This is a genomic window from Domibacillus indicus, from assembly GCF_023715895.1.
In the GTDB taxonomy this organism is placed as follows: domain Bacteria; phylum Bacillota; class Bacilli; order Bacillales; family Domibacillaceae; genus Domibacillus; species Domibacillus indicus_A.
The window spans coordinates 333013-351603 of sequence record NZ_JAMBOO010000003.1 but is presented as its reverse complement, the minus strand read 5'-3'; the positions used below and the strand labels follow the sequence as shown (position 1 = coordinate 351603).

The 18591-nt window shown below is 47.1% G+C and carries 17 protein-coding genes; 12 read left to right on the top strand and 5 right to left on the bottom strand.

Annotation, left to right across the window (positions count from 1 at the left end):
* The first annotated feature begins 153 nt into the window (after window positions 1–153).
* The 5 genes from M3221_RS08080 (at window position 154) to M3221_RS08060 (ending at window position 6624) form a co-directional block, all read left to right on the top strand.
* Complete coding sequence (locus tag M3221_RS08080) at window positions 154–1683, top strand: methylmalonyl-CoA mutase family protein (protein WP_251270980.1); 1530 nt, start codon at window positions 154–156, stop codon at window positions 1681–1683.
* Window positions 1680–3863 carry a methylmalonyl-CoA mutase gene (scpA, locus tag M3221_RS08075; protein ID WP_251270979.1) on the top strand — a complete coding sequence of 728 codons (2184 nt, stop codon included), beginning with the start codon at window positions 1680–1682 and terminating at the stop codon, window positions 3861–3863. Before M3221_RS08080 ends, scpA begins: the two co-directional genes overlap by 4 nt.
* Entirely contained in the window at window positions 3860–4942 is a 1083-nt protein-coding gene (gene meaB, locus M3221_RS08070) for a methylmalonyl Co-A mutase-associated GTPase MeaB (RefSeq protein ID WP_251270978.1), read from the top strand. Before scpA ends, meaB begins: the two co-directional genes overlap by 4 nt.
* Before the next feature lie 199 nt (window positions 4943–5141).
* Complete coding sequence (locus tag M3221_RS08065) at window positions 5142–5579, top strand: BrxA/BrxB family bacilliredoxin (protein WP_251270977.1); 438 nt, start codon at window positions 5142–5144, stop codon at window positions 5577–5579.
* A gap of 58 nt (window positions 5580–5637) precedes the next feature.
* Window positions 5638–6624, top strand: coding sequence for an aromatic acid exporter family protein (locus M3221_RS08060; protein WP_251270976.1), 987 nt, complete (start codon window positions 5638–5640; stop codon window positions 6622–6624).
* Here the strand turns inward: M3221_RS08060 and M3221_RS26555 are convergent.
* Window positions 6617–6673: a hypothetical protein gene (locus M3221_RS26555; RefSeq protein WP_311316129.1), complete on the bottom strand. Its 57-nt coding sequence runs from the start codon at window positions 6671–6673 to the stop codon at window positions 6617–6619. The genes M3221_RS08060 and M3221_RS26555 overlap by 8 nt on opposite strands.
* 162 nt (window positions 6674–6835) lie before the next feature.
* On the opposite strand from M3221_RS26555, the gene mce reads away from it, so the two are divergent.
* From mce to M3221_RS08040, 3 genes are all read left to right on the top strand, one after another.
* A complete protein-coding gene (mce, locus tag M3221_RS08050; protein ID WP_251270975.1) occupies window positions 6836–7246 on the top strand; it encodes a methylmalonyl-CoA epimerase in 411 nt (136 codons plus the stop codon).
* A complete protein-coding gene (locus tag M3221_RS08045) occupies window positions 7243–8793 on the top strand; it encodes an acyl-CoA carboxylase subunit beta (RefSeq protein WP_251270974.1) in 1551 nt (516 codons plus the stop codon). Before mce ends, M3221_RS08045 begins: the two co-directional genes overlap by 4 nt.
* A gap of 83 nt (window positions 8794–8876) precedes the next feature.
* Window positions 8877–9992 (top strand): M20/M25/M40 family metallo-hydrolase, encoded by a 1116-nt coding sequence (locus M3221_RS08040; RefSeq protein ID WP_251270973.1) that lies wholly within the window; start codon window positions 8877–8879, stop codon window positions 9990–9992.
* Window positions 9993–10411: 419 nt separating this feature from the next.
* Here M3221_RS08040 and zwf read toward each other — a convergent pair whose 3' ends face one another.
* A complete protein-coding gene (zwf, locus tag M3221_RS08035; protein WP_251270972.1) occupies window positions 10412–11911 on the bottom strand; it encodes a glucose-6-phosphate dehydrogenase in 1500 nt (499 codons plus the stop codon).
* A gap of 128 nt (window positions 11912–12039) precedes the next feature.
* Between zwf and rnz the strand changes: the two genes are divergently transcribed.
* Entirely contained in the window at window positions 12040–12957 is a 918-nt protein-coding gene (gene rnz / locus M3221_RS08030; RefSeq protein WP_251271124.1) for a ribonuclease Z, read from the top strand.
* Here rnz and proC read toward each other — a convergent pair.
* Entirely contained in the window at window positions 12954–13775 is an 822-nt protein-coding gene (gene proC / locus M3221_RS08025; protein WP_251270971.1) for a pyrroline-5-carboxylate reductase, read from the bottom strand. The two genes, rnz and proC, sit on opposite strands and share 4 nt — an antisense overlap.
* A gap of 153 nt (window positions 13776–13928) precedes the next feature.
* On the opposite strand from proC, the gene M3221_RS08020 reads away from it, so the two are divergent.
* Together M3221_RS08020 and M3221_RS08015 are read left to right on the top strand one after the other, a co-directional pair.
* Window positions 13929–14894, top strand: a complete 966-nt coding sequence (locus tag M3221_RS08020) for an MBL fold metallo-hydrolase (RefSeq protein ID WP_251270970.1) — start codon at window positions 13929–13931, stop codon at window positions 14892–14894.
* Window positions 14884–15660: an SDR family NAD(P)-dependent oxidoreductase gene (locus tag M3221_RS08015; RefSeq protein ID WP_251270969.1), complete on the top strand. Its 777-nt coding sequence runs from the start codon at window positions 14884–14886 to the stop codon at window positions 15658–15660. Before M3221_RS08020 ends, M3221_RS08015 begins: the two co-directional genes overlap by 11 nt.
* Before the next feature lie 463 nt (window positions 15661–16123).
* Here the strand turns inward: M3221_RS08015 and M3221_RS08010 are convergent, their stop codons facing one another.
* Entirely contained in the window at window positions 16124–17086 is a 963-nt protein-coding gene (locus tag M3221_RS08010; protein ID WP_251270968.1) for an alpha/beta hydrolase, read from the bottom strand.
* Window positions 17035–17958 (bottom strand): aldo/keto reductase, encoded by a 924-nt coding sequence (locus M3221_RS08005; RefSeq protein WP_251270967.1) that lies wholly within the window; start codon window positions 17956–17958, stop codon window positions 17035–17037. Before M3221_RS08005 ends, M3221_RS08010 begins: the two co-directional genes overlap by 52 nt.
* Before the next feature lie 67 nt (window positions 17959–18025).
* Here M3221_RS08005 and M3221_RS08000 point away from each other — a divergent pair, with 67 nt between their 5' ends.
* Complete coding sequence (locus M3221_RS08000) at window positions 18026–18571, top strand: NUDIX hydrolase (RefSeq protein ID WP_251270966.1); 546 nt, start codon at window positions 18026–18028, stop codon at window positions 18569–18571.
* Window positions 18572–18591: the final 20 nt, after the last annotated feature.

The following is an 18591-nucleotide window of genomic DNA, read 5'->3' as shown; positions in this document are numbered from 1 at the left end:
AGAGCTAGTAATAGAATAGCATGCGGCTGATATTTTTTCACGTTTTGGCTAAAGTGCATTGCTTCTAAAGCGATGCTTATATTACAATAAAGAGAATATCCAATTGCTTACTTTTTATTTGTAACCGATTACAAAATGAAGAGGAGTGGGAACTTGGCTGATCAATTATTTCCACCGGTATCAGAGGCAGATTGGAAAGCAGCTGCAGAAGCTGCATTAAAAGGCGCTTCTTTATCGGCATTGTGTACAGAAACTGCAGAAGGATTTCAGTTGAAACCGTTGTATGTGAAGGAAGATCGCAGCGTACTTTCACCTTTGCCAGGTGAAAAGCCGTTTACAAGAGGATTTCGAGCGACGTGGTCTTTTCCAGAAATAAATGCTGAGCTGGGGATCGACCCTATTTCTTCCGGTGCTGCAGCCGGCATTTTTCCAGAAGATTCCGCTCTTCAGGCTGTACGAAAAGGAGAAAGGATTACCGTTAATACGGTTCCCTACCATACAGCCGGAGCGAATGCAGTTCAGGAACTCGCCTTGGCGCTTTCAGAGGCGGCCTGCTTTTTAAAAGCGGAAAGAAAAGAATGGGAGACGGTCTCAAAGTGGCTGTTTCATTTTGCCGCCGGCACTAGCTTTTTTACAGAAATAGCGAAAATCCGGGCTTTCCGCACACTTTGGTCTACCTTTGTGGATATATATCAGCTTGAAGGCCACCAAAAGCCGGTGCTGAGTATGGAAACAAGTGAATCAATGCTGTCTGTCCTAGACCCTCATGTAAACCTGTTACGTACAAGCAGCGCCGTATTTGCTGCTGTCGTTGGAAATGTTGATTATGTAAAAGTATCCCCATTTGATCAAATAAAAGAAGGAGCTTCCTCCGAGCTTGCTGAGCGGATGGCCCGCAACATACCGTCCATTTTAAAGCATGAGGCACTGCTCGACAAAGTAATGGACCCCGCAGGCGGCTCTTATTATATCGAGTCACTTACCGAAGAAATTGGCCGAAGAGCCTGGGATTTATTTGCGGAAATCGAAGAAGCCGGCGGGATCAAGCAGGCCTTAACGGCTGGATCGATTCAAAAAAATATAGAAGCGGTCCGCATAAAAAAAGAACAAGGTACAGCGAAGCTCCGGTTTAAAATGATCGGGGTTAACCACTACGCTGATCCAGGAGGGCAGGTCCAGCAGCCGAAGAAGCCGGCTGTACAAAAAGCAGCACGGGGAGAACCTATCCAGCCTGTTGTGCCAAAAAGAACGGCAGAGCCATTTGAAGCACTTCGATTGGAAGCTGTAAAGCTGCGACAAACTGGACAGTCTCTTACAGCGGGAGTGATTTGTTTCGGTGAACGGAAAACTTATCAAAAGCGGGCCGATTATGTGGCAGGTGTTCTGTCTGCGGGAGGAATTAAAACAATTTGTTCTGAGAGATGCCGCACAATAGAGGAAGCTGTTCAGTTTATCCAAAACCACTCAACAAGCTACTACTGCATTTGCGGCTCCGATGAGACCTATGAACAATTCGGCTCCTCTCTGGCATCTTCGCTGAAAAAAGCAGCAAACGGTGCGGTGATTGATAGTGCCGGAAGCCAGGCGGTGGAGGGGGCTGACGGACGGATTGCGGCTGGAGACGACATGGTAAAAAAACTCACGCAAATCCTTGCCGTGTTTAAGGGAGGCCGTCCTGCATGAATTTAAAAAAGCAAAATCCGTTTAACCGGCCGTCCAAACCGTCATCGAAACGGGAGCAGGAACAAGCATCAGCCAGCATCAAGCAGTTGTATGAGGCGCTATCCTTCCAAACAAACGAATCCATTCGCCTGCGTGCCCTCTACACAGAAAAAGAAACTGAGGGACTTGCCCATACAAATGATTATCCAGGTATTGTCCCGTTTACCCGCGGCCCTTATCCAACCATGTACATCACGCGTCCATGGACCATTCGCCAATATGCCGGCTTTTCAACAGCCGAGGAAAGCAATGCGTTTTACCGGCGCAATTTAGCAATGGGTCAGAAGGGGCTTTCTGTTGCGTTTGATCTGCCGACCCATCGGGGGTATGACTCCGATCATCCGCGTGTGGTCGGGGACGTGGGCAAAGCTGGCGTCGCTATTGACTCTGTAGAAGATACCAATATATTGTTCAAAGGCATACCGCTTGATCAAATGTCGGTTTCTATGACCATGAACGGCGCTGTCCTGCCCATTATGGCTTTTTATATTATTTCGGCAGAAGAACAGGGAGTAGCGAAAGAAAAACTGGCCGGCACGATTCAAAATGATATTTTAAAGGAATATATGGTGCGCAACACGTACATTTATCCGCCGGAAACCTCGATGCGGATTATCACTGACATTTTGGGCTATACATCGGCTCATATGCCGAAATTCAATTCAATTTCCATCTCCGGCTATCATATGCAGGAAGCCGGTGCACCGGCTGACCTGGAGCTTGCTTATACGCTCGCTGACGGACTGGAGTATGTCCGTACAGGACTTGCTGCGGGCATTGATATTGATTCATTTGCTCCCCGGCTATCTTTTTTCTGGGCAGTCGGCATGAATTACTTTATGGAAGTGGCCAAAATGCGTGCCGCCCGGCGGATGTGGGCAGAGCTGATGAAGCCATTTGGTCCCAAAAATCCCAAATCACGCATGCTGCGGGCCCACTCGCAAACATCCGGCTGGAGCTTAACCGAACAGGACCCATTTAATAATGTAACAAGAACGTTGATTGAAGCGCATGCCGCAGCGATGGGGCACACACAATCCCTTCATACGAATGCCCTTGATGAAGCTATCGCTCTTCCAACCGATTTTTCGGCGCGGATTGCCCGTAACACACAGCTGTTTTTACAGGAGGAAACAGGTATTACCAATGTAATTGATCCATGGGGCGGTTCGTATTATGTAGAAACACTCACCGATGAGCTGATGACACGTGCATGGACCCATATTCGAGAAATTGAAACGCTTGGCGGGATGACAAAAGCGATAGAAACAGGGTTTCCGAAGTCTAAAATCGAGGAAGCGGCTGCCCGCCGCCAGGCAAGAATCGATTCCGGCGAAGAAGTGATTATTGGCGTAAACCGGGACCGGCTTTTACAGGAGGAAGCCATCGATATTTTGGACATTGACAATACGGCTGTCCGTTTAGAACAGACGGACCGGCTGAGAAACGTGCGGCAAAATCGTGACCATCACCAAGTTAAACAATCACTTGAAGCGATTACGACGGCTGTTAGATCGGGTAAGGGCAACCTGCTTGAATTAGCTGTTCAAGCGGCAAGGCTGCGGGCGACACTCGGTGAAATTTCTGCTGCTGTAGAAGCAGCCAGCGGAAGGCATAAGGCGGTGATCCGGACAGTGAGCGGCGTGTACAGTGAACATTACTCCGATGCGGAACAAATAAAAGCGGTTCAGAGGATGACGGCAGAATTCAAAGAACAGGAAGGACGGCGTCCGCGGATCTTAGTTGCTAAGATGGGGCAGGACGGCCATGACCGGGGGGCGAAGGTGATTGCTTCTGCTTATGCAGACTTAGGCTTTGATGTGGATATCGGACCGCTTTTTCAAACACCGGAAGAAACAGCCAAACAAGCAGTTGAAAATGATGTTCATGCCATTGGCTTTAGTTCTCTTGCTGCCGCTCATAAAACACTGCTGCCTGCCCTGGTAGAGGAATTGAGAAACCGCGGGCGGGAAGACATTGTGGTGTTTGTTGGCGGTGTGATTCCGCCAAAAGATTATGCTTTCTTAAAAAGCCATGGCGCTGCTGCTATTTTTGGGCCGGGAACCATTATTCCTGTTTCTGCTCAAGTAATCTTAGAGAAGATTTATGAACGGCTTGGGTATGAGGAAGTGGTGGAATGAGCGGTAAACAAAAAAAAGGAGAGGGAAAGAGCACCGCGTCCCATGATGGCATGACAGCACCGCCGCTCAAAAGGTTTCGCAAAAAGGACCGCCCGCTGCCTGAGCCAGCATCACTTGCTGCTGCGGTAAGAAGCGGTTCGGTAACGGATTTGGCAAAGGCGATTACTTGTATAGAAAGCAGCACTCCGGCTCATTTTGAATATAGCGAGCAGCTGCTTCAGCTGCTGCTGCCGCATACAGGGAACTCGATTCGGATTGGCATAACAGGGGTGCCGGGGGCAGGGAAAAGCACGTTTATTGAATCATTTGGCCTTATGCTGTGTGAACAGGGCCGTCGGGTTGCTGTTTTGGCCATTGATCCGAGCTCCTCCATTTCAGGAGGCTCTATTTTGGGGGATAAAACAAGAATGGAAGAGCTCGCGAAGCATTCAAATGCTTTTATCCGTCCTTCGCCATCTGGAGGAACGCTTGGCGGTGTACACGGGAAAACACGCGAAACCATTCTTTTATGTGAAGCCGCCGGCTTTGATGTCATCCTCGTAGAAACAGTTGGTGTAGGCCAAAGTGAAGGCATTGTCCGCAATATGGTTGATTTTTTTATGATGCTTGTGTTAACGGGGGCCGGGGATGACTTGCAGGGAATCAAAAAAGGGATTATGGAACTGGCAGATGCCATTGTGATTAACAAAGCAGATGGTCCGAATAAGTCGCTGGCTGAACGAACAAGAATGGAATATGAACAGTTTCTTCATGCGATAAAGCCGTATACGGAAGGATGGAAATCCAACGCTTATACGTGCTCTGCTTTGGAAAACGAAGGCATGGATATGCTCTGGCAGGCGATTCAGTCTTTTCAATCCGTTACACAAAAAGCGGGCACGTTTGATAAGCGGCGCCGTACTCAGGTAAAAGCATGGATGCATACGTTGATTGCAGATGAGCTGGATCGCTATTTTTACCATCATCCATACGTGAAGGAGCATCTCGACGGCTGGGAACAGCAGTCCATGGCGGGCAGTGTCACTCCGGCCCAGGCCGCCCGGGCACTTTGTAAGCAGGTGTTTCAGGCTTATAAATAAAAAAAGGACCGGCCGAGTTGTACTCAGCCGGTCAATACAGGGAGTTTAGGGGTATGGATCCAGTTGCCTTATTATTCTACCCGCGTTTTAAAAAAGTAAACATTATTTTTAAAGCCACGTAAAAGAGAGGAGCCGCTTTATTGAAATAAACGTTTTTTTCCCTTATGATTAAGCTACTAATCACAAAGGAGAGAAAAACATGGGAATGAATTTTAATTTTTTCATGAATGATGTTGTTCGCCAGGCGCGCGATGAAATCAAAGCGGCCGGCTATTCAGAGCTTACAACACCCGAGGAAGTCGATGCAGCTCTAAACGAAAAAGGAACAACACTTGTAATGGTGAATTCTGTATGCGGCTGTGCCGGAGGAATTGCCCGTCCAGCAGCAGCGCATGCGATTCATTATGACAAGCGCCCTGACCGTTTAGTGACTGTGTTCGCAGGGCAGGATAAAGAAGCGACAGCTCAGGCGCGCAGCTTTTTCACGGGTTATCCGCCGTCTTCTCCATCTTTTGCTTTATTAAAAGATGGACAGATTCAAGCGATGGTGGAACGCCATGAAATTGAAGGGCATCACCCGATGTCTGTCGTTGAACATCTGCAATCACTCTTCGATCAGCACTGCGAAGAAGTGTAAGGATGACCTGAAGCCCTGCCGTGTGCGGCAGGGCTTTCTTTAATTCGAGGTGAATGTAATGATCAAAATCGGGTACCGAACGTCCAAAACGGCTCTTGGTATAGCGGTGTCTATTTTAATTGCTGAATGGATCGGCCTTCACAACTCAGCTTCTGCCGGCATTATTGCCATTTTGTGTATTCAAAACACGAAGCAGCAGTCTTTAAAAGCTTCCTGGACCCGTCTTGTAGCCGGGATGCTCGCTCTTTTTTATTCCGCCGTTTTTTTTGAATTGCTTGCTTATCACGCGGTTGTGATCGGCCTGATCTTAATCGTCTTTATTCCGACAACCGTGGCGCTTAAAGTACAGGAAGGCATTGTTTCAAGCACCGTTCTTATTTTGCATATGTATGCTGCAAAAGAAGTTTCTACAGCGCTTCTCTTAAATGAAATGGCTCTTGTCATCATAGGAGTAGGCATAGCACTTGTGCTTAATTCCTACATGCCGAGCGTAGAAAACGAGCTTGTAAAAATGCAGCAGCAGACAGAAGAACTGTTCGAGCGTATTTTCAAAGAAATTATCTCTTACTTACGAACGAATGAACACACTTGGGACGGAAAAGAACTGACGGAAACGGCCGAGCTGCTTAAACGGGCAAAATCGCTTTCCTACAAAGACGTACAAAACCATTTTACCCGTCATAACAGCTTGTTTTATCAGTACTTCACGATGCGTGAAAAGCAGTTTGAAATTATCGAACGGCTTATTTCAGTCGTGATTTCTATTTCTCACCGTCCGGAGCAGGCGGAAATGATTGCTTCTTTTATGGAAGAAGTAAAAGGGAATATTCACCCAGGCAATACTGCCAAGCTGCACTTAAGCCATTTAAATGATTTAAAACGGGAATTTGAAGAAATGCCTTTACCGAAAACACGCGAAGAGTTCGAAGCACGTGCTGCCCTTTTGCAGTTTGTAAGGGAAATGGAACGATATCTCCGTATTAAAGCACGGTTCCGGGGCATGAAAAAAAGAGCAGCCCATAGGCGCCGCCCTTCTGTTACATAAACATCGTTAAGCCAAACATAAGTGTTGAAATCAACATTGCAAATAACATTAAATACACAACAATCTTTTGAAATGTTTTATTACGCATGAAACTCTCCTTTAAGGGTTGTTAAGTATTATTGTACCGGCAATGAAACGGATTTTCAACAGGCTCACAGCAGAAGAAACGCCATTTAACCGCTTATCTATTTTCATCAAAGGGGATGGGAACATGAATAAAGTCGATCATATTGGCATAGCCGTTTCATCATTGGAAGCAGCACTTTCACTGTATACCGGGCAGCTTGGCATGACTCATATCAAAACAGAAACAGTCGCGTCACAAAAGGTGCGCGTCGCTTTTATTGATGCTGGTAATGTAAAATTGGAATTATTAGAGCCAGCTGCGCCTGACAGCCCAATCGCCCGGTTTATCCAAAAACGAGGACCTGGCATCCACCATATCGCGTTTAACGTGAAAGATATCGAGACGAGAATAGCAGAGATGAAAAGCCGAGGAATTGAGATGATTCAAGAAGAGCCGGCCGCCGGTGCGGGAGGAGCTAAAATTGCTTTTATGCATCCGAAGTCAACAGGCAGCGTGCTGATGGAACTGTGTGAAAAAGGGGAGGGCAAAGCATGAAGGATATGTTTGATGCTATTCATTATTTGCAGGATAAACGGCGGGAAGTGGAATTGGGCGGCGGCGACGAGCGAATTGACAAGCAGCATGAAAAAGGAAAACAAACAGCGCGTGAGCGGATCGACCTGCTTGTAGATGAAGGTACATTCGTCGAATTAAACCCATTTGTCAAACATCGGAGCACAGACTTTGGACTTGACCGCACCGAGGGACCCGGAGACGGAGTTGTCACGGGATACGGGAAAGTAAACGGCCGTCCGATTTATTTGTTCTCACAGGATTTTACCGTTTTCGGAGGCGCTCTCGGTGAAATGCACGCACAGAAAATTGTTCACGTAATGGACTTAGCGGCTAAAAATGGTGCTCCTTTTGTCGGTTTAAACGACTCAGGAGGAGCACGTATTCAAGAAGGAGTCCTTTCGCTTGATGGATACGGCCAAATTTTTTATCGGAATGCGATTTATTCAGGAGTGATTCCGCAAATCTCAGTTATTTTAGGCCCATGTGCAGGCGGCGCGGTGTATTCGCCGGCCATTACTGATTTTGTTTTTATGGTCGACCAAACGAGCCAGATGTTTATTACAGGCCCCAAAGTGATTGAAACGGTAACAGGTGAAAAAATCTCGGCCGAAGATTTAGGCGGGGCGAGGGTACATAACACCGTCAGCGGCAATGCCCATTTTCGCGGCCGTACAGAAGAAGAAGTAATAGAAGGCGTGCGCACATTATTAACCTATCTCCCTCAGAACAATCATCAAAAAACACCTCTTTCTGCAGTAAAAGATGAAAGCGATTACCGAGACGACTTGGCGGATATAGTGCCATTTGACGGGCTTCGTCCATATGATGTGCGCCTCGTTGTCAGCCAAGTTGTCGATACAGGCTCTTTTATGGAAGTTCAAAAAGAATTCGCCAAAAACATTGTAGTCGGCTTTGCCAGAATAAAAGGAGAAGCGGTCGGCCTTGTCTGCAATCAGCCAAAATGTATGGCAGGAGGGCTCGATATCGATTCATCTGATAAAGCAGCCCGGTTTATCCGCTTTTGTGATTCGTTTAATATTCCCCTTATTACATTTGAAGATGTTTCAGGCTTTTTTCCGGGTGTGAAGCAGGAGCTGGGCGGAATTATCCGCCACGGTGCCAAAATTTTGTACGCTTATTCAGAAGCGACCGTGCCGAAAATTACAGTGATTTTAAGAAAAGCGTACGGCGGTGCTTATGTTGCCCTTAATTCAAAGTCCATTGGCGCTGACCTCGTATTTGCCTGGCCGAATGCGGAAATTGCCGTTATGGGGCCTGAAGGAGCTGCAAATATTATTTTTGCCCGTGAAATTGCCGAAAGTCCAAATCCGGAAGCGGCCCGTCAGGCGAAAATAGAAGAGTACCGCAGAAAATTCGCCCACCCTTATGTGGCGGCTGCCCATGGGATCGTGGATGATATCATTGATCCGCGCGAAACACGCATTAAATTGATTCAAGCGCTTGGTATGATGCGGACAAAACAAGAGGACCGGCCAAAGAAAAAACATGGAAACATGCCTTTATAAACGGCGCTGCAGCGCGTGCTGGCTGATTTTTCCGTTTGAAATGTTTATAATGAAAAAGTGAGAAAATGTGGAGGTGCTGCGCGATGAATGAAGAACGTTTAGTAAATGAATTTTTAGAACTTGTACAAACAGATTCGGAAACAAAGCATGAACAGGTGATTGCCCAGCTGCTTAAAAAGAAATTTGAAGACCTTGGCTTGGATGTTCATGAAGACGAGGCAGCGGCAAAAACAGGACATGGAGCCGGCAATTTAATTTGTACCCTGACGGGAAATAAACCGGGCGTTGACCCGATTTATTTTACCTCTCATATGGATACAGTGGTTCCGGCCAACGGGGTAAAGCCTGTGGTAGAGAACGGCATCGTCAAAACAGATGGCACAACCATTTTAGGAGCGGATGATAAAGCCGGGCTTGCGGCCATGTTTGAAATGATCCGTCAGCTCAAAGAGCGTAATATCGAGCACGGAGACATTCAATTTATCATTACCGTCGGGGAAGAGTCCGGGCTTGTAGGAGCGAAAGTGCTTGATCCATCTTTTATCAAAGCTAAATACGGGTTTGCTCTTGATAGTGACGGGGATGTCGGCAACATTATTATAGCCGCACCGACGCAGGCCAAAATTACGGCGCATGTATACGGGAAAACAGCGCACGCCGGTGTAGCACCTGAAAAAGGTGTCTCAGCGATCACAATGGCTGCTAAAGCGATTGCGCGCATGCCTCTTGGCCGGATTGACGAGGAAACGACTGCGAATATTGGCCGCTTTGAAGGCGGACAGGCAACCAATATTGTTTGTGATTATGTTAAAATTTTGGCGGAAGCCCGTTCGCTTGTACCGGATAAAATGGAGGAGCAGGCGGGTAAAATGAAAGCCGCTTTTGAAGAAGTGGCAGCCGAAATGGGCGGACGTGCAGAAGTAGAAATTGAAGTCATGTATCCAGGCTTTAAATTTGGTGCTGACGATCATGTTGTACAAGTAGCACAAAAAGCTGCCGCAAAAATCGGCCGGCCATCCGAGCTTTTAACAAGCGGCGGCGGAAGCGACGCCAATGTCATTGCCGGTTTTGGCATTCCAACTGTCAACCTGGCTGTCGGATACGAAGATATTCATACAGTGAATGAAAAAATGCCGGTAAAAGAACTAGTCAAGCTTGCCGAAATGGCGGTCGCTATTGTGGAAATTACAGCAGAATAAAAAAAGCAGCTGCCGAAACGGGCAGCTGCTTTTTGCTTGTATAAGAGCTCTTCAACGATTTTTTAAAGGAGGCTTTTTTGTGATGAATTTTTGCTGGTGAAAAGTGAGGGAAACTCATTTTGCTTTCCTAAAATAGTTGAATGAGAGCGGGAAAGGAGCCACGCTGTTATGAATAATGCAGCCTTGCCGCGTCTTTATTTTTTACTCATCGCATGCAAAAGGTCTCTCTCACAAAAGGGATAAGCACCTTCATACATGAGCTCATTCATAAAAAATAAAGAAATATAATAGTTTTACGGTACCTTTATAGTATAGTATAAGAAAATGAACGCAATGGCGGGCGCTGTTTGACCGTAAAGACCGACATCGATATGGGCATGAAAAAAGACGCCTTTTAAAAGGCGTCTTCATAAGCAAGATTAGTTACATACATCTACATCAAGCATGTTCAGCGGCCACCAGAAGAAGCCGTCTTTCTCAAGGAGTGCATCGGCTGCCTGTGGTCCTTTCGTGTTAGCCGCGTAATTTGGAAACGAAGCTTTTTCCTCACGCCATGCTTTTGAAATGACATCCACAAAGCTCCAGGAAAGAGATACTTCGTCCCAATGCGTGAAGTTCGTTGAATCACCGCGCATGGCATCATGAATGAGCTTTTCATATGCTTCAGGTGTATTCATAATATCAACGCCGTTGTTTGCGTAGCTAAGCTTAACCGGTGTTGTTTCCAGCTGATGGCCGGCACGCTTTGCATTCAAGTGAAGCGTAATACCCTCTTCCGGCTGAATATGAATAACGAGCAGGTTTGGCTCCAATTCCTGATCATCCGGACGATAATACAGGTTCATTGGGATATCTTTGAACTGAACCACAATTTTTGTCGATTTCATCGGCATCCGTTTTCCTGTGCGGATATAAAATGGCACACCCGCCCAGCGGAAATTATCAAACATGATTTTTCCAGCTACATATGTTTCTGTATTGGACTGGGGATCCACATTGCTCTCCTGGCGGTAACCAAGAAGAAGTTCACCTTCATTTGGACCGTACTGGCCGCGGACAAAATAATCATTGACCGTTTCAGGCGTTAACGGACGCATAGAACGGAAAGCCCGAACTTTTTCCAGCCGGATTTCTTCATCCTGAAGGCTGATTGGCGGTTCCATAGCAAGAAGGGCTACCATTTGCAGCATATGGTTTTGAACCATGTCTTTTAATGCGCCGCTTGTTTCATAATAACCGCCGCGCTCTTCCACACCGAGCGTTTCGCTGGATGTAATTTGAATATTTGAAATATATCGGTTATTCCAAAGCGGTTCAAACAGCGCGTTGGCAAAACGGATCGTTTCGATGTTCTGCACCATTTCCTTGCCAAGATAATGATCAATTCGGTAAATGTCTTTTTCATCAAATGATTGACGAATTTGGGCATTCAGCTCTTGAGCAGAAGGAAGATCATGGCCAAATGGCTTTTCAATCACAAGACGTCCAAAGCCTTCTGTATCCGTTAAACCGTCTGCTTTTAAATGATCGGCGATTGTTCCAAAAAATTCTGGTGCCATCGCCAGGTAAAAAAGACGATTGCCGCCAAGAGCATAAGTTTGGTCAAGCTCGTCGGCGAGTATCCGCAATTCAGCATACGACTCGGAATCCGATACATCGTGCGGCAGATAATAAAAGTGTGAAATAAATTCATCTATTTGGTCATGAAGAGGAGTGGATTTCATGACGGATTCTTTTACGTGTTCGCGGAACACTTCATTGTCCCATGGGCGGCGTGCTGTTCCGATCACGGCAAAGCCCGAAGCTAAATGTCCTTTCCGGTAAAGACGATAAAGGGACGGATATAATTTTCTTTTAGCCAAGTCTCCTGTTGCGCCGAACAGGATTGTCAGCGCTGATGGTGTTTCGAATTGTTTCACGATAGTAACCCCGCTTTTGAGTTTTCATTTTTATACTATTGCATTTTTTCACAAAACAGTGAAAGTGACAAGTATTTTTGTTTATGATACATATATGTCAAAAGAAGATAAACAAAGGAGTGTTTCTGATCGAACTTTTATTTCTTGGTACCGGGGCTGGCGTTCCTGGAAAACGACGTAATGTTACGTCCATCGCCCTGAAAATGCTGAATGAGCGCGGTGCAGTCTGGCTGATTGACTGCGGTGAAGCCACACAGCATCAAATTTTACATACGAGCTTAAAGCCGCGCCGCATAGAGAAAATTTTCATTACGCATTTGCACGGCGATCACCTTTTTGGACTGCCTGGATTGCTTGGCAGCCGTTCATTTCAAGGCGGGACGGAACCGTTAACCGTGTATGGGCCGTCCGGCATAAGAGCTTTTATTGAAACAGCTCTTTTAGTCAGCAATACTCATTTACAGTACCCTCTATTAATCGAAGAAATTCAAGAAGGGCCTGTTTTTGAAGACAGCCACATGCTTGTAACAGCCGAAAAGCTTGATCACGGAATTGATTCATACGGCTACCGATTTGCTGAAAAGGAAAAGCCGGGCGAACTGCTTGTTGAGAAGCTGCGCGAGGAGGGGATTCCACCGGGCCCTGTTTATAAAAAAATAAAAGAAGGACAGACGGTTACCCTCCCGGATGGGCGGGTTATTGACCCAGCTCCATACACAAGCGGCCCGCAGCCGGGAAAAATCATCACTGTCCTGGGTGATACAAGACAGTGTGAAAGTGCCGTCCGGCTGGCCCGCAATGCAAACGTACTTGTTCATGAAGCGACGTTTGATGCGAAAAGTGAAAAGATGGCCCGTGATTATTTTCATTCAACCACGAAACAGGCGGCCGAAACAGCGGAACGGGCTGGAGCGAAAAAACTATGCCTGACCCATATCAGCTCCCGCTATACGAAAGAAGAAGAACAGCAGCTTGTAAAGGAAGCGGCTGAACGGTTCCCATCTGTTGTGATTGCACATGATTTCCTGGAAGTTGCGATTGATTAGCGGATATAAGCATTGCCAAGGCGCTTTGACTGGACAGCCGCTTCTTTAACGCCTGCTTCAATCGCCTGTTTTACCCGAAATTCATCAAATGTGCGCACAGCCGCTTCGGTTGTGCCGCCAGGACTTGTAATGGCTTTTCGGAGGGCAGCGGCCTGGCCGTCATGTTTGGAGAACATGCTGGCAGCGCCGAGCAGTGTCTGCATGAGCAGCTCCTTCGTTGTATCATGGTCCAGGCCAAGATCTTCGCCAGCCTGCTGGATCGCTTCTGCTACATAATAGAAGTAAGCAGGGCCGCTTCCAGAAACAGCCGTTACAGCATCCATTTTCGATTCATCGACCGTAATCGCGGTACCGATAGCCGAAAATAAATGAATGGCAGCAGCATGCTGTTCTTCTGTAACAAAGCGGTTCAGGGCAATCGCCGTAGCGGATTTTCTGACTGCAGCGGACGTATTAGGCATCGAGCGGATAATGGCGCACGGCTTGCCGATCGTTTCCTCAATAAAGTCAAGGCTGACACCAGCAAGTAAACTGACGATAACCGAATTCTCCTGAATAAAAGGCTGAATGCTTAACAGGCCGGCTTCTGCATCTTTCGGCTTCATAGCCAGCACAACCAGGTCAGCATCCCGCACAGCGGCGCCGGCTTCATAGCCGGTTTGAACCCCGAATTCATCCGCGAGCTGCCGCAGCCTGGCATCGTTGGCTTTATTGGTTACATATGTATGGTCAGCCGTTAATGCACCGCTTTGCAGAGCTCCAGCGATGAGGGCTTCTGCCATAGAGCCCGCGCCGATAAAAACAGTTTTCAATTTCATTCCTCCCATTGCCTAAACATTTTGACTTTTCAAGTGATTATGCGGAATAATCACCCATCTGTCAAGAGGAGAGGATAAAGGGAGTGACAATTCCTTTCTGAAACGCTGCATGAAATAGAACAATGAGTACATAAGCAAGAATGAGGTGAAAAAATGGCGATTGAAATGTATAAGGATATTGTAAAAATAACCGTGCCAACCCCTTTTCCAATCGGTGATGTCAATACATATGTTGTAAAAGGAGACAGGCTGACCCTGATCGATGCGGGTATTCGTACGGAAGAAGCAGACGCCGCCTTAAAAGCGGGATTGAAAAACGCCGGCTACGAGGTTTCGGACATTGAACAAGTGGTTTTAACCCACCATCACCCTGACCATATCGGGCTTTTAGATCAATTTAACGTCCATATATATGGTCATGAGTACGCCAAAAACTGGCTTTCCTATAATGAGCCCTTTATGCAATGGCGCAAAGTGTTTTTCCTTGCTCTTTTCAAAGAGTTTGGTATTCCGGCAGACAAATACGAAATGGCAGCGAATATGGAAAAAACATTGCCTTTTGGATCCCAGAGGAGCCGGCTCAGCGGTTTTTTAAAAGAGGGAGATACTGTACCGGGCCTGCCGGATTTTCGTGTGTTTGAAACGCCGGGCCATGCACAGAGCCATATTGTTTTTTACCGGGAAAAGGACGGCCTCCTTCTGGCCGGAGACCATATACTAAAAACTGTTTCGTCCAATCCTTTGATTGAACCGCCAATGGAGGTGGGAGGGGAACGAAGCAAGTCACTGCTTCAGTATCATCATTCATTGAAAAAAATAATGGATCTGGATATCAGCCATGTGATGACAGGGCATGGAAATGATCTTTCATCGATCAAGCCGTTGCTTCAGCGCCGCTTTGAACGGCAGCACGAACGGGCTATGCTTGTTTTATCCATGCTTCAAAGCCGGCCTATGACTATGTTTGAGCTGTGTATCCAGCTGTTTCCGGAAGTATATGAAAAACAAACCGGCTTAACGCTGTCCGAAACAGCCGGACAAGTCGATTATTTGCTCCAGCAGGGAAGTATTCGTGCAGATCGGGCAGAGGACGGAGCGATTTATTACTATGGAGCGTAATCAAAAAAAAGTTGTGGTGATCACAGGTGCTTCATCCGGACTTGGTGCAGAACTTGCGAGGGCTGCCAGAGCAAAAGGATACCGTCTTGTGCTTCTTGCAAGACGGCTGGACCGGTTAAAGAAGCTGCAGAAGGAGCTGAACGGACAGGGCGTCTCTGTCCGCGTGTTTGAAGCGGATGTGGCGGACAGGCAGAGAATGGAAGAGGTATTTAAACAAATAGGCACGGTTGATGTACTGATTAACAACGCGGGAGTCGGTTTTTTTACCTGGGCACATGAAGCGAAGGCGGAGGAAACCAAGCAGATGCTTGATGTAAATGTGAGCGGGCTGATTACGTGCTGTGAACTGGTTATTCCGCACATGATGGCGCGCCGGAGCGGTCATATTATCAATATTGCGTCACAAGCCGGCAAGATGGCTACGCCAAAGTCAGCCGTTTATGCAGCAACAAAACATGCAGTACTCGGTTACACGAACAGCCTGAGAATGGAAATGAGCCGGGCCGGGGTGCTGGTGACGGCCATTAATCCCGGCCCGATTGCGACGCCGTTTTTTGATCAGGCCGACCCGGAAGGCACGTACGTAAAAAATGCCGGCCGTTTTATGCTGGACCCAAAAAAAGTAGCCGAAAAAACGATTGCCATCATCGGACGGCCGGTGCGGGAAGTGAATGTTCCGCGCTGGATGGCCGCAGGCAGCCGCATTCATTCCTTGTTTCCAAACGCAGTTGAAAAACTGGGGAAAAACGCTTTTTTCAAAAAATAAAAAGGAGCCGATTCGGCTCCTTTCAGATTGTAGACAGATAAAAGCGATTACCAAAGGATTTCTTTCGTTTCTTTTTTATGTAAGTCGTGCAGGCGGCTGGGATGAGAGCCGCTTGTGTGGTTGAACAACATACAGCTTAACAGATACACATGACCCATCAGCAAAGCGGTAAAAGCGCATATAGAGATGCCCTCTTTACTGATTTTTCGAAACAAATGGGGAAGCCGGCCGGACGAAGACTCCTGCGGGATGCACAGTGAGTCGGGAGACCCCACAGGCGCGTGCGCCGAGGAGGCTCCCGCACTGCCCGTGGAAAGCGTAGTCCGGCCGGCTTTCCCTATCGGCTCTTTTTAAGAAGCAATGTTTCTTGAAAAGTCTCCTGCCCATTTTCGGCGGTGAAAACTTTTATAAAAAAGACTGACGACTTTGTCGACAGTCTCGAAGGAGCCAAACCGGCTCCTTTTTATGATGGATATAAATCAAACTCTGCCAGAAAGCGATCAATGGCTTCTTCATATTCTTCTGGATTTTCATTATAAGATTGAGCGTGTCCGCCTGTTTCGGCCATAAAGAGCTGTTTCGGCCCCCTTTTTGCTTCAAACAGCGCTTCTGTCATATCAGGAAGGATAAAGTCATCTTCTTTGCTGTGAATAAAAAGAACCGGCTTCTCGATGGATTGAATCGCTTCAAGCGGAGACAGCTCCGTCATTTTATAACGCCCACGCAGCCAAACGGCCCATTCAGCAATCGTCATAAAAAAGGGAGGAGAAAAACCGAGCTCCCTTTTCATTTGATGGCGCACCTGCTGCCGAAAATCTGAAAACGGACAATCGGCTATATAAAAAGAAGCTTTGTCTTCTACCGTGCCGGCATAAAGTAAAAGCGTAACGGCACCCATTGATTCCCCATGGATGCCAAAGCGGATACCCTCACCTTCCCGGCGGATCAATTCATCGATGACGGCTTTTAAATCATGCTTTTCAAAATGACCATAGCTTGTAAAAGACCCCTCAGACTCTCCATGCCGGCGGTGGTCAAAAAGAATTGCGTTAAAGCCGCGTTTTAAAAATACATTCATATATTTTACGGAGTTGATTTTATGCTCTGTGACTCCATGGCAGAAGATCACATATGGACGGCCGGGATTGGGCGTAATAAAAACACTTTTTAAACGGGTACCGTCTATAGAACGGACCCACACTTCCTCTTTTGGAAGCTGCCTGTATAGCTCAAGGTCGAATCGCCCGGCTTTCGTTTCCCGTTCTGCAACCGCTTCTTCCGCTTTTTTGGCGATATACAAAATCCGCTGGGACAAATAAAGGCCGGTTCCTGCTATAGCCAGCACCGCAGAAACACTGGCGGCCAGACCTTTTTTTACAGCCGATGCGCGTCGTAGTCGGCTGTTTTTGAGATATCTTGTATCCATTTGTATTCTTCCTCCGTCAGCGCTGCTTCCCGTACGGCACGGGCATTTTCTTTCAGCTGCTCAACGGAGCTTGCCCCGGCCACAACAGTAGCAGCAGCTGGATGACCGAGCACATAGCGGAAAGCAAGCCCGTTTAATGTGCGTCCTTCCGGCACGTTTTTCTCAAGTGTTGACAGCACCGATTCGAGTTCCGGCTCACTGTACCAGTTAACCCCTTTTTTTGCCGCCTTTGAAAGCTTTTCACGCCAGTGGCTGGTTAAAAGTCCGAAGGCCACCGGACCGCGTGCGGCGACAGTGACGCCATTCTCTGCTAAAATAGGAAGCGCCTGTACTTCAGGACGGCGGTCCAGTATGCTGTACTGCATCATGACACTTGAAAGATTCGATCTTTTTACATATTCATTGATCACAGTCGGTCGAATGGAGGAAATACCATAAGCGCGGATCAGCCCTTCTGCTTTTAATTCCTCAAACGCTTCGATTGTCTCATCAATAGGATCTTCAAGGGTGCCGCCGTGCAGCTGGTACAAATCAATATAGTCAATACTGAGCCGTTTTAAACTTTGTTTGGCTGCTTCTTTTATGTATGCCTTTGAGGCATCCCACGTCCAGTTGTCTTTCGACTCGGTCCAGCGGTTGCCTGCTTTTGTCGCGATCACGACCTGGTCACGAACTGCGTGCAATGTTTTGCCGACCAGCTGTTCATTGACACCAAAGTCGTATAAATCAGCTGTATCAAAATAGGTGATGCCTTCATCTAGAGCTGTTTTTAAAAGCGTTTCTGCCTGCTTTTCTTCGGTGCCGATGGACATGCATCCAAGACCCAGCTCGCTGGCGTAAATACCAGATTTCCCAATTTCACGTTTATTCAATTTGCATCACCTTCCTTTTTTGTACAGTGTAACATATGGAAGAAAAAAATAGAAAAGAGGAACCTTTATGCACAAATTTGAAGAGAAAACAACGAAAAGCGAATCGATTTTCAGCGGAAAAGTGATACAGGTACGAGTGGATGAGGTTGTACTGCCGGATGGAAAGCACTCAAAACGAGAATTAATTAAACATCCGGGTGCGGTTTGTGTGATTGCGATTACAGATGAAAAGAAAATCATTTTGGTAGAACAATACCGGAAAGCACTGGAGCGCCCGCTCGTTGAAGTGCCGGCAGGAAAGCTGGAGCCAGGAGAAGAGCCGTCTCTTTGTGCCGCGCGGGAGCTGGAAGAAGAAACAGGCTATCGTCCAGGCAGTATCCGGCCTGTTCAATCGTTTTACACATCGCCGGGATTTGCCGATGAACTTGTACATGTTTTTTTAGCGGAGCAGCTTCAAAAGGTTGAGGGTGGACTTGTAGCAGATGAAGATGAGTTTGTAGACCTGCTCGAAGTCACGCTGGAAGAAGCAGAGGAACTGGCGAAAAACGAACGTATTTTTGATGCCAAAACACTTTGGGCACTGCAATATATCCGCTTAAACGGCCTGGCATAATAAAGGCCCCCCTCTCATAT